We start from the raw sequence: 11,643 nt of genomic DNA, 5'->3' as shown, positions 1-11,643 counted from the left end.
AACACCCACCACCGCCTCGTCGTACCCGCGACCGGGCCGATAAAATCGAGGATGTGAGCGACTTCTCCGGACACCTACCCGGGAGTCGCGAATACCGGCTCCTGTTGATCGGACTCTTCTTCGGTGGGGTGGCGACGTTCGCCCAGCTGTATGCGACGCAGGCAGTGCTCCCGTCGATCGCCGTCGATGTCGGTTCCGGCCCCGCCGGTGCTGCTCTGACGGTGTCGGCATCCACTCTCGGTCTCGCAGCCGCGGTCATTCCGTGGTCGCTCGTGGCAGATCGGATCGGACGTGTACCGGCGATGGCGATCGGTGTCATCGCGGCGACGCTCCTCGGCGCCGTCACCCCGTTCGCGCACGACCTCGGCGTGCTGCTGGCGCTGAGATTGGTGGAAGGCATCGCCCTCGGCGCGGTGCCCGCGGTCGCTCTTGCGTACCTCAGCGAGGAGGTATCGCCGCGGTTCGTGGCGGCCGCCGCGGGCTCATACATCGCCGGCACGACAGTGGGAGGTCTCTCGGGCCGTGTCGCCTCGGGCTTGATCTCCGAGTTCGCCGGGTGGCGGTGGGGGGTGGCATCCGTCGTACTTCTCTGTGTCGTGGCGGCGGCGGTGTTCCTGACGTTGGTGCCAGCCGCACGGGGCTTCGTTCCCGGGCGATCGCGCGCCGGAAAGGGGGTGACGGTCCGTCGTCGACTCGGTCTCAACCTGAGATCGACCGTGCAGCTCGCTCTCTATGCTCAGGCTTTCCTCTTGATGGGGGCCTTCGTCGCCGTCTACAACTATCTGGGCTTCCACCTGGCGGAGCCGCCGTTCTCTCTGGCGCCGGCCGTCGTGACGCTGCTGTTCTTGGCCTACCTGGCGGGGACGGTCTCGTCCCCTCGAGCAGGGGCTCTCGCCGTGAGATACGGGCGGCTTCCGCTTCTTCTGGCCGGTATCGCGATGATGGCGGTCGGCGTGGGCGCCATGCTGCTTCCCTCGGTGGCGGCCGTGATCGCCGGACTCCTCGCGTTCACCGCGGGCTTCTTTGCGGCGCACGCGGTCGCATCGGGGTGGACGCCGGTGGCGGCGGACGCGGAAGCGCGGGCTCAGGCGTCCTCCCTCTACTACTTGGGGTACTACGCGGGCTCGAGCCTGTTCGGATGGGCGCTCGGTCTCGTCTTCGCCTCGGCGGGATGGGTGGTATTCCTCTCGGCGGTCCTCGGGATGTGCGTGCTCGCGCTGCTGATCGCCGCGGTGGCTCTGCGTTCGGCGCCCGCCGGCGCACGGTGAGGCGGCGCGGCGTATCTATCGGCACTCGGCGGGTCGAGGTCAATGGCCGGGGTCGATGTCGGCGGAAGAGACTACCGTCGAAGAAGACGTGAAGGAGGCTGGGAGTGGACGACGCCGATGAGCGCGCTGTGATGGACGACGAGATGGTCGACGCCGGTCGGAGCGAAGGGGAACCGATCGACGCGGACGAGGTGATCGAAAACGCGACGGAGATTAGCTACGACGAGCAGCGGTACCCGGCGCGGCCGCGGCGGCTGCGACCGCGTGACCAGTTCCGCGGCGGAACGCTGCGGCGCTTTCTGACGGACCCTCGCAACGCGAACGGCGGCAACCCGTCGTACGTGGAGTGGCTCGTTCGGCAGTCGATGCTCAAAGATGCCGACGTGCTGAGCCGCCAGCTGTCGGGGCAGCCGTCGATGTGGCGGAATCCCTATGCGCGGCCCGACGCGCGTCGGGCGATCGAGTCCACCGATGTCTGGTTCACGGCGTATCCCATCTCGTTGATCACGCGACCGGGGGAGTCCTTCCTGGAGGCTCTCGGAGACGAGGCCCTCTGGGATGCCTTCGAGTGGGTGGGGATCAACGGCATCCACACCGGGCCCGTCAAGCGCGCGGGCGGCATCACCGGGTGGCAAGAGACGCCGAGCGTCGACGGTCACTTCGACCGCATCAGCACGCAGATCGATCCCGAGTTCGGCGACGAGAACGCGTTCCGCCGTGTCGCGGACGTCGCGGAGTCGCACGGTGGCAGCGTGATCGACGACATCGTCCCCGGCCACACCGGCAAGGGTGCGGACTTCCGTCTCGCCGAGATGGCGTACAAGGACTACCCCGGCATCTACCACATGGTCGAGATCCCGCGTGAGGACTGGGGCCTGCTGCCTGACGTGCCCGCGGGCCGCGACTCGGTCAATCTCGACGCAGAGACCGAACGCGAACTCAGCGCGCGTGGCTACATCATCGGTGAGCTGCAGCGCGTCATCTTCTACACCCCCGGTGTGAAGGAGACGAACTGGAGCACCACGGCACCGGTCGTCGGTACCGACGGTCTCGAACGGCGCTGGGTCTACCTGCACTACTTCAAGGAGGGCCAGCCCTCGATCAATTGGCTCGACCCCACGTTCGCGGGGATGCGGCTGGTGATCGGCGATGCGCTGCACTCGCTCGGTGACCTCGGCACGAGCGCGCTGCGCCTCGATGCCAACGGCTTCCTCGGGGTCGAGAAGAGTGCGGAGGGCCTGCCGGCATGGTCGGAGGGGCATCCCCTCTCGCACGCGGCGAACCACATCATCGCGGGCATGGTGCGCAAGGTGGGTGGCTTCACCTTCCAGGAGCTGAACCTGACGATGGAGGACATCCGCGACACGAGCGCGGTGGGCGCCGATCTGTCCTACGACTTCGTGACGCGCCCCGGCTACCACCACGCCCTGGCTACGGCGAATACCGAGTTCCTTCGACTCGCGCTCACGACCGCTCTCGATACCGGGGTCGAGCCCGTGCAACTGGTCCACGGCATGCAGAACCACGACGAGCTGACCTATGAGCTCGTGCACTGGGCGACGACGCACCGCGACACGGCCTATCCCTTCCGTCATCAGGAGCACACCGGTGGAGAGATCGCCGAGATCGTGCGGGCCGAACTGACCGAGAAGCTCACGGTCGACGCCGACTACAACCTCGTCTTCACCCAGAACGGCATCGCGTGCACTTCCGCATCCCTCATCGCCGCGACGCAAGGCAAGGCGACGCTCGATGACATCACCGACGAGGACATCCCCGCGATCCGCGACGCGCACCTGCTGCTCGCGAAGTACAACTCCTGGCAGCCGGGTGTCTTCGCTCTGTCGGGGTGGGATCTGACGGGTTCGCTCACGCTGCCCGCGGACGACGTGCGGCACCTCATCTCGAGCGGCGACACCCGCTGGATCGAGCGCGGAGCGCACGACCTGCTCGATGTGGCGCCCGAGGCGTCGTCGTCGATATCGGGGGTGCCGCGGGCGCGGGCGCTCTACGGCTCGCTCGGTCAGCAGCGGGAGGACCCGGAGTCGTTCCTCTCGGGGCTGAAGGAGATCCTGCGGATTCGCGGCGACCACGGCATCGCGATCGCCTCGCAGGTCGACATCCCGCAGGTCGGTCACCCCAGCATGCTCGTGATGGTCCACCGTCTCGACGGGGGCGACCGACGCGACGAGGGGGCTCCGCTGCAGATCACGGTGCTGAACTTCTCGGGCGAGACGATCGAGGGCACCGTGAGGTCCGAGTGGCTCGTTCCCCAGAGCACGGCCATCGACGCCGCCACGGGCGAGCCCGTCGGACGCGTGGACGAGCTGCAGAGCTTCTCCCTCGAGCTCGGCCCGTACGCAGGTCTGTTCCTCGTATTGGAGGCACCGGTCGTCGAGGACTGAGACGATGTCGGGGGCGGGGCGTAGCGTGAGCGCATGCCCGCCCTCGACTGCCTCGTGCCGGATTGTCTCGAGCTCGCAGAGGCGCTCGCGCCGGTTGCGCTGTGCGCGTGGCACCTGTCCGTCAGCGCCGATTGGGTGGCGTCGCATGAGGGGGCGACCGACGTCCTGCCGACGCCGTGCCGACTCTGCGGGTCGCGCCTGGGGGTGCGGTGGCCGAGCGGATGGTTGTGCGCGGTGTGCGAGTGGCGGCACGGCGAGGCCGTGGACGGTGAGCTCCCGCCCCCGCGCGTGGACGTGGTCTACTACGTGAGATTCGACGACCGCATCAAGATCGGAACCACCGCGAACCCCCGTCGGCGGTTGACGGCGATCTGGCACGATGAGCTCCTCGCGTTCGAACCCGGAGACCGGCTGGTGGAGCGGCGCCGGCACGCTCTCTTCGCCGAAGAGCGTCTCGGCAGAACCGAATGGTTCCGCAGAAGCCCGGTGCTCGACGCGCACGTGGCTGAGCTCGCGGCGGGCGTCGACGACCCGTGGGCGCTGTACGCCCGGTGGACGAGCGCGGCGGTGGCGCTGCGGGGATGACCGATGGCAGTCGCCCCATCGCGTCCGAGCGGCGTCTGGGCCGGTCTATTCCGCCTGCTCGACGGCCTCCGCACGCCTCTGGTCGTTCCGAGCACCCGGCCCGATCGTTCGGGCAGGCGACCCGAGAATCGACATCATGGGCTTGTCCGAGGCCGACCCGGAACGTTCGATGCCGGAGTCGCCGATGCGCGCGCCATGGAGACCGGAGGCGGCGACGTCGGCGGAAACTTCGAGGGCGACTTCGGGTTCCGACACCCCCGGCCGGGGCGTGAACAGGGCGTGAACGGCGTGCCGCGGGCCCTTGCCCGTGCCGCACGCGAGTGAAACGCTATCGTCGAGGCCATGGCGCCCCCGACCCCGAGCGAGCGCTTCGGTCTGCGTCGCAGCATCGTGGCGAGTCAGACATTGCTCGCGGCGGCGACCCTTCTGGGTGCGGTCGTGTCGATCATGGTCGGGCAGGTGGTCCACGCCTCGCTCTTCTTCGCGGGTACCGCCCTTGTCTTCGCGGGTGCGATCGCCGCCGTGCTCCTGCCCTGGCAGAAAATGCCGAGGTGGGTCATCGGCGTCCTCCCGATCCTCGACGTCGTGGCCATAGCCGTGATGCGCGAGAGCGCCCCGCTGGCGGGCCTCGGGCTGCTGTGGACTTTCCCCGCGATCTGGATCGGGACGGTGTTCGGCCTGCGCGGTGTCATCGCCGTCTCGCTGACGGTGTCGGCCGTCGTCGTCCATCAGCTCGCGACGGATGACCTGCAGCGGTTCGCGTCGTCGACTCTGGTCTTGCCGTTCACCGTGGCGGCGCTGGCATCGATGGCTGCGCTCACGGCGCGGCGCGGACGCGCTCAACGCGTTCTGCTCGAAAAGCAGTCCGCCGAGTTGCGCCGCGCCCTCGATCGCGCCCGGCGTCAAGAGGATCTGGTGACCGAGGTTCTGGATGCCGTCGACTTCGGCGTGACGCGCATCACTCCCGCGGGAGAGTTCTCCGTGACCAACACCGCCCACGGACTCCTCTTGAACAGCACCGACGCCTTCGGACGGGAGATCGCCGTCTTCGCTGCCGACGGATCGACGGCGATCGCCCCCGATGCGACGCCGCTGGCTCGCGCGCGCTCGGGCGAGACCTTCGAGGCAGAGGTGGTCTGGTACGGCTCGCCCGGCGAGGACCGCCGGGCACTCAGCATCACCTCACGACGTCTACCCGGCAGTGATTCCGAGGAGACCGGGGGAGTGGTCGTATCGCGCGACGTCACGGTGGAGGAACAGGCGCGTCGCGCCCGCGAGGATCTCGTGTCGAGCGTCTCGCACGAGTTGCGCACACCGCTGACGTCGATCATCGGCTACCTCGAGCTCGCCCTCGACAACGACTCCCTCGACGGGGGCACGAGGGACCGCCTGGAGGTCGCGGAGCGCAATGCCTCGCGGTTGCTCGAACTCGTCGCCGACATCCTCGCGGTCTCGTCGACTTCCCGGGAGGGCTTCGGCGTCGAACTCGACCTGCGGCCGACCGACGTCTCGGCCATCGTGCGTTCAGCGATCGAGTCGATCGCTCCGCGGGCGCAAGACCATGGCATCCGGATCGAGGCGGGGGATCTCGCGCCCGCTCGGGCCTTCATCGATGGGCGACGTGTACGCCAGGTCATCGACAACCTGCTGTCGAATGCCGTCAAGTACAACCCTCGCGGGGGATCGGTCGCCGTGTCGGTGAACGACGACCCGCATTCGGTCACGGTCACGGTCACGGACGACGGGCCCGGGATCAGCGCGAGCGAGCAGCCTCGTCTGTTCGAGCGGTTCTTCCGGGGCGACGCCGTGCGCATGTCGTCGACCCACGGCAGCGGCCTGGGCCTGGCGATCAGCCGCGACCTCGTTCGCGCCCACGGGGGCGAGATCACCGTAGTGACGGCGGCGGGTGAAGGCGCGACCTTCACCGTCCGGCTGCCCCGCGAACCGAGGGAGACCCCGTGATTCTCGACGTCCTCACCTTGCAGACAGCGGCCACGCTGGTCATCGTCGCCTCGACGGTGATGTACCTGCTCGACACTCTCATGCTCAAGGACGGTCTCCCCGGGCGCCTGTGGGCGAGCGCCTACCTCTCGGGGACGTTTTCGGCGACCTGCTACCTCGCGTGGCTGCTTCTTCCCGACGTGTACGTGGCGGTGGCTGTGGGCAACGGCGCGTTCGTCGCCGCGACGGGCTTCATCTGGCTGGGCGGTGTCGCGTTCAACGGCCGCTCGGTGCGCCGACCCGCGATCGTCCTCAGCGCGACGGTGCTGGTGGTCGTGGTCGCCGCTCTCGCAGCCGGCCCCGGCGGCGGGTCATGGGCGGGAGCCGTGCCGTTCTTCCTCGGCAACGCCGTCTTCGCGGCGACCGGAGCGGTCGAGACACGGAGAGGGGCGATCGCTCGGCGCTGGAGCTCGTCCGGGCTGACGGCGGTCCTCGTGGTCGAGACGGCGTGGTTCGTCGCGCGCGCCGTCGTGTTCCTGTGGCTCGGACCCGAAAGCGACCTGTTCCGCGACGTCTTCGACACGCGGGTTTCGGCGATTCTGACGATTGCGCTCGTCATCGCGGCGCTCGTGGTGACTTCGGTCCTCCGGGCGAACGAGTCCGCGCTTCGCGGGACATCCGAGGTGCGGCGACTCTCGGTGGACGCCCACGGCGTGCTGTTCCGCGAATCCTTCGAGTCCACTCTGGCCATCGTCTGCGGTCGCGCCGAGGCCGCCGGCGAGGGGGTCTGTGTGATCGGAATCCGGATCGACGATCTCAAGCGCGTCGCCGTGGCCTTCGGGCCCGACGACGCGGAACGACTGGCGCTCGAGGTGCGGGCGTCGGTTCGTCGGCACGCGCCGACGATGGCGCTGGTGGGGGAGACGGATGCCGCCGGCCTCTCCGTCGCGTTCACAACGACGCCGGCGACCGATGTCCGCCGCGTTGCCCGGATCTTGCACCAACGGGTGGTCGCGGATCTCGCACGACTCGGCGCGGCCATCGTGCCCGCCGTAGGCGTCGGACTGGCCGTTGCCGCCGACCACGGCTACCACTCGGTGGCCCTCACGAGCCGCGCCGATGAGGCCGCTGCCCGCGCCGCCGAGACGGGTGAGCAGGCGTTCGGGCTCGCCTGAGAGCGACCCTCAGCCGCGCACGGACCGAGCGAGATCGGTAACCCGCTGGCGAAGCTCGCGGGGGCGGAAGGGCTTGGTGAGATAGTCGTCGGCGCCGGCCTCGCGTCCCGCGCGCTGTTCGGCTTCGTCGGCTCTCGCACTCACCATGAGGATGCGGGTGTCGCTGAAGGCGCGAATGCGTCGGGCGGTCTCGAATCCGTCGATCCCGGGCATGCTGACGTCGAGCGTGGTGACGATCGGGGCATGGAGACGGACGAGCTCGACCCCGTCGAGGCCGCTGGCGGCCGCGTGGACCACGTAGCCGGCGCCCTCGAGCACCGCCGTCACGAGGAGGCGGATGTCGAGATCGTCCTCGATCACCACCGTGGTGGGGGGTGCGGTCATGGTGGGGCCTTCGTCGGGCCGGATCGGGCGAGCGGCCTGGGGGAATGCTAGACGACGGGGCGGCGAAACGCCTCCCCGGTGGGAGGACGTGCGGATGTGGCATCCTCGTCGGGTGCCTCTTCTCGCGTTGACGGGTGGGATCGCCTCCGGCAAGTCCACCATCGCCGCCCTGCTCGCCGACCGTGGAGCCGTCGTCGTCGACGCGGACGCCATCGTGCGAGAGGTGCAGGCTCCCGGGTCGCCGGTGCTCGCGGATATCGCGGCGGAATTCGGAACCGCGGTGCTGCGGCCCGACGGTTCTCTCGATCGGCCCGCTCTGGGCGCCCTCGTGTTCGGGCACCCCGACCGGCTCGCGCGGCTGAACGCGTTGGTGCACCCGGCCGTGCGCAGCGAGTCGCAGCGCCGGTTCTCTTCGGCCTTCGCGGCGGACCCGGCCGCTGTCGTCGTGTACGACGTGCCCCTCCTCGCCGAGGCGCGCGGCGGCGAGTCGTGGGATCTCGTGGTCGTCGCGCACTGTCCCGCGGATCTTCGCGTGCGACGGCTCATCGACACGCGTGGGCTGACGGAGGCCGACGCCCGCGCCCGCATCGGCTCGCAGGCGAGCGACGAGGAGCGGATCGCTCTGGCAGACGTCGTCATCGACACATCCGCCGACATGGAATCCACGCGTCGGCAGGTGGACGAGCTCTGGGAACGAGTGATGCGAGCCGCCTGACCCCGTGCCGGCGAGCCGTGCGCTCGCGCACGGCGAACGCAACCCGGCCCCGATGTCGGAGGCCCCGCCTACGCTGGTCGTATGCAGGCCACGCGCTCCGTCCGTCCCTTCGAGGTCATCAGCGAATACACCCCCTCCGGCGATCAGCCACAGGCGATCGCCGAGCTCGCGGGCCGCATCAACGCGGGCGAGACCGACGTCGTTCTGCTGGGCGCCACCGGTACCGGTAAGTCGGCGACGACGGCCTGGCTCGTCGAGCAGGTGCAGCGGCCGACCCTCGTCCTCGCGCACAACAAGACGCTCGCGGCGCAGCTGGCGAACGAGTTCCGAGAGCTCATGCCGAACAACGCGGTCGAGTACTTCGTCTCGTACTACGACTACTACCAGCCCGAGGCCTACGTTCCGCAGACGGACACCTTCATCGAGAAGGACAGCTCGATCAATGCCGAGGTCGAGCGACTGCGCCACTCGACGACCAACTCCCTTCTCTCTCGCCGAGATGTCGTCGTCGTCTCGACGGTCTCGTGCATCTACGGCCTCGGCGCGCCCGAGGAGTATCTGCGAGCCATGGTCGCCCTGCAGGTGGGGGAGCGCTACGACCGCGACGCCCTCATCCGCAAGTTCATCTCCATGCAGTACAACCGCAACGACGTCGATTTCTCACGCGGGAATTTCCGCGTGCGCGGCGACACGATCGAGATCATCCCGGTGTACGAGGAGTACGCCATCCGCATCGAGATGTTCGGCGACGAGATCGAGGCCCTGTATCTTCTGCACCCGCTCACCGGCGACGTGATCGAGAAGATGGACTCCGTTCCGATCTTCCCGGCGTCGCACTATGTCGCCGGCACCGAGACCGTGCAGCGCGCGATCGGCACGATCGAGCACGAGCTGGAGGAACGCCTCAAAGAGTTCGAGTCGCAGGGCAAGCTCCTGGAGGCTCAGCGCCTACGAATGCGCACGACCTTCGACCTCGAGATGCTGCAACAGCTCGGTTTCTGTTCGGGCATCGAGAACTACTCGCGGCACATGGACGGCCGCATGCCGGGAGATCCGCCGCACACCCTCCTCGACTTCTTCCCCGACGACTTCCTGCTCGTCATCGACGAGTCGCACGTCACGGTGCCGCAGATCGGCGCCATGTACGAGGGCGACGCGTCGCGCAAGCGCACCCTCGTCGAGCATGGCTTCCGTCTGCCGAGCGCCATGGACAACCGCCCGCTGCGCTGGGACGAGTTCAAGGAGCGCGTCGGTCAGACGGTGTACCTGTCGGCGACGCCGGGTCGCTACGAGATGGGCATCGCCGACGGCGTGGTCGAGCAGATCATCCGCCCGACCGGTCTCGTCGATCCCGAGATCATCGTGAAGCCGTCCAAGGGGCAGATCGACGACCTCCTCGAAGAGATCCGCGTGCGGGTGGAGCGCGACGAGCGCGTGCTGGTCACGACGCTCACCAAGAAGATGGCGGAAGAACTCACCGACTTCCTCGGGGAACACGGGGTGCGTGTGCGCTACCTCCACTCCGACGTCGACACGCTGCGCCGCGTCGAGTTGCTGACCGAATTGCGCGCCGGTGTGTACGACGTCCTCGTCGGCATCAACCTTCTTCGCGAAGGTCTCGACCTCCCCGAAGTGTCCCTGGTGGCGATTCTCGACGCCGACAAAGAGGGGTTCCTGCGCAGCGGGACTTCGCTCATTCAGACCATTGGTCGCGCCGCCCGAAACGTCTCCGGTCAGGTGCACATGTACGCCGACAAGATGACCGACTCGATGAGCAAGGCGATCGAAGAGACCGAGCGTCGTCGCGAGAAGCAGATCGCGTACAACACCGCGCACGGGATCGACCCGCAGCCGCTGCGGAAGAAGATCGCCGACATCACCGAGGTCCTCAATCGCGAGGCGTCCGACACGAAGAATCTGCTGTCACGCACGGACAAGTCCGGCAAGGGCAAGTCGCCGACCCCGTCGCTACGGCGCACCGGCATCGCTGCGGAGGGCGCGGATCAGCTCGAATCCACGATCGCCGACCTGACGCAACAGATGCTCGCGGCCGCGGCCGAGCTGAAGTTCGAGCTCGCCGGACGCCTTCGCGACGAGGTTCAGGAGATGAAGAAAGAGCTGCGCGCCATGGAGCGCGCCGGTCACGCCTGAGACCGCGAGGCGCGCCCCTGAGGCCTTCGTCCGACAATGCGTCCGATGCTCGCCCGCGTGGACTGACGCGGGACCTCGAGTTTGGGCACCCAGGACGGCGCAAGCGGGCTCGAGACGGGTCGCCGACGGCCGGACCATGGCGCTACGCCCTCGTTGCGGGATTCGTCGTAACCGGCAGTGCCGGGGGAATCTGCGTGGGCACTCAGGGGCAGTGCAGCAGTGGCTTCGGGCCGGAGCGATCGACGGAGTGCTCGGCCATCGCGCGACCGCAGAGCGGGCAGGGGCGCCCCGTCCGGGTGGGTTCGGGGGTGGTCTCGTACGGGCCGACGGACGCGGGGCCGGCGACGCGGATGAGACGCGTATTGAGGTACTGGTACCAGCCGCCGGCGTCGCGGACACGCTCGCGCAGCGGCGGGCGATCGGCATCCTTTCGTGTCATGATTATTAGTGTACTAACTAATTGAGGAGATGGCGTGTGGACGACCCGCTGAAGCTCGAGAACCAGGTCTGTTTCGCCCTGGTCACGGCAGCGCGCAACGTCGTGTCGATTTATCGACCGGTGCTCGAGCCCCTCGGTCTGACCCATCCGCAGTATCTGGTGATGCTGGCGCTGTGGGAGGAGGCCCCGCGTTCGCTCGGCGCCCTGGCGGCCGAACTCGCAATGGAGCCCGCCACGCTGTCACCTCTGGTGAAGCGTCTCGAGGCGCAGGGGAGGGTGCGGCGCGCGCGCCGGGTCGACGACGAGCGCGTGCTCGACATCGACCTCACCGACGAGGGGTGGGCGCTGCGCACGGCGGCGCTCGAGGTGCCGGGGAAGATCATGGCGCGGGTCGGCGTCGACGAGGACGCGCTCAAGGCCCTGCGAGACGGGCTCGCTCCCTTCGCGGGACAATCGAACGTCTGAATCGCCTCGCCGGTCTCCGGTCGCGACGGGCCGAGATGCGGTGCCGCACTCTCGCACATCCGTGCGGCCGGGGCGAACCCGGGGCCGATGTCGGAGGTCCGACCTAGACTTAACA

General features: G+C 68.5%; 10 protein-coding genes. 8 read left to right on the top strand and 2 right to left on the bottom strand.

What is annotated here, in order from left to right; translation table 11 throughout:
* The first annotated feature begins 53 nt into the window (after window positions 1-53).
* The 5 genes from MTE01_RS14905 to MTE01_RS14885 all read left to right on the top strand — a co-directional run bounded on the left by MTE01_RS14905 (window position 54) and on the right by MTE01_RS14885 (window position 7,374).
* Window positions 54-1,268 carry an MFS transporter gene (locus tag MTE01_RS14905; RefSeq protein ID WP_246078323.1) on the top strand — a complete coding sequence of 405 codons (1,215 nt, stop codon included), beginning with the start codon at window positions 54-56 and terminating at the stop codon, window positions 1,266-1,268.
* 131 nt (window positions 1,269-1,399) lie between these two features.
* Window positions 1,400-3,673: a maltose alpha-D-glucosyltransferase gene (gene treS / locus MTE01_RS14900; protein ID WP_371861628.1), complete on the top strand. Its 2,274-nt coding sequence runs from the start codon at window positions 1,400-1,402 to the stop codon at window positions 3,671-3,673.
* A 33-nt stretch (window positions 3,674-3,706) separates the two neighbouring features.
* Window positions 3,707-4,258, top strand: a complete 552-nt coding sequence (locus tag MTE01_RS14895; protein WP_116240138.1) for a GIY-YIG nuclease family protein — start codon at window positions 3,707-3,709, stop codon at window positions 4,256-4,258.
* 342 nt (window positions 4,259-4,600) lie between these two features.
* The gene (locus MTE01_RS14890) at window positions 4,601-6,220 is read left to right on the top strand and encodes a sensor histidine kinase (RefSeq protein WP_141378221.1); all 1,620 of its coding nucleotides are present in this window, start codon (window positions 4,601-4,603) and stop codon (window positions 6,218-6,220) included.
* The gene (locus MTE01_RS14885; RefSeq protein WP_103209880.1) at window positions 6,217-7,374 is read left to right on the top strand and encodes a diguanylate cyclase domain-containing protein; all 1,158 of its coding nucleotides are present in this window, start codon (window positions 6,217-6,219) and stop codon (window positions 7,372-7,374) included. The genes MTE01_RS14890 and MTE01_RS14885 overlap by 4 nt, the downstream gene beginning before the upstream one ends.
* 9 nt (window positions 7,375-7,383) lie before the next feature.
* Here MTE01_RS14885 and MTE01_RS14880 read toward each other — a convergent pair whose 3' ends face one another.
* A complete protein-coding gene (locus MTE01_RS14880; RefSeq protein ID WP_103209877.1) occupies window positions 7,384-7,758 on the bottom strand; it encodes a response regulator transcription factor in 375 nt (124 codons plus the stop codon).
* A gap of 112 nt (window positions 7,759-7,870) precedes the next feature.
* Between MTE01_RS14880 and coaE the strand changes: the two genes are divergently transcribed.
* The gene (gene coaE / locus MTE01_RS14875; protein ID WP_103209874.1) at window positions 7,871-8,473 is read left to right on the top strand and encodes a dephospho-CoA kinase; all 603 of its coding nucleotides are present in this window, start codon (window positions 7,871-7,873) and stop codon (window positions 8,471-8,473) included.
* An 81-nt stretch (window positions 8,474-8,554) separates the two neighbouring features.
* Window positions 8,555-10,624 (top strand): excinuclease ABC subunit UvrB, encoded by a 2,070-nt coding sequence (uvrB, locus tag MTE01_RS14870; RefSeq protein ID WP_103209872.1) that lies wholly within the window; start codon window positions 8,555-8,557, stop codon window positions 10,622-10,624.
* Window positions 10,625-10,826: 202 nt separating this feature from the next.
* On the opposite strand, the gene MTE01_RS14865 is transcribed toward uvrB, so the two are convergent.
* Complete coding sequence (locus MTE01_RS14865; protein ID WP_174799708.1) at window positions 10,827-11,063, bottom strand: hypothetical protein; 237 nt, start codon at window positions 11,061-11,063, stop codon at window positions 10,827-10,829.
* 36 nt (window positions 11,064-11,099) lie between these two features.
* Between MTE01_RS14865 and MTE01_RS14860 the strand changes: the two genes are divergently transcribed.
* Window positions 11,100-11,528 (top strand): MarR family winged helix-turn-helix transcriptional regulator, encoded by a 429-nt coding sequence (locus MTE01_RS14860; protein WP_141378220.1) that lies wholly within the window; start codon window positions 11,100-11,102, stop codon window positions 11,526-11,528.
* Window positions 11,529-11,643: the final 115 nt, after the last annotated feature.

It is taken from the genome of Microbacterium testaceum (assembly GCF_006539145.1).
Taxonomy (GTDB): Bacteria; Actinomycetota; Actinomycetes; order Actinomycetales; family Microbacteriaceae; genus Microbacterium; species Microbacterium testaceum.
Note: the sequence above shows the minus strand (reverse complement) of the source record. Positions and strands in the feature narration are given on the sequence as shown.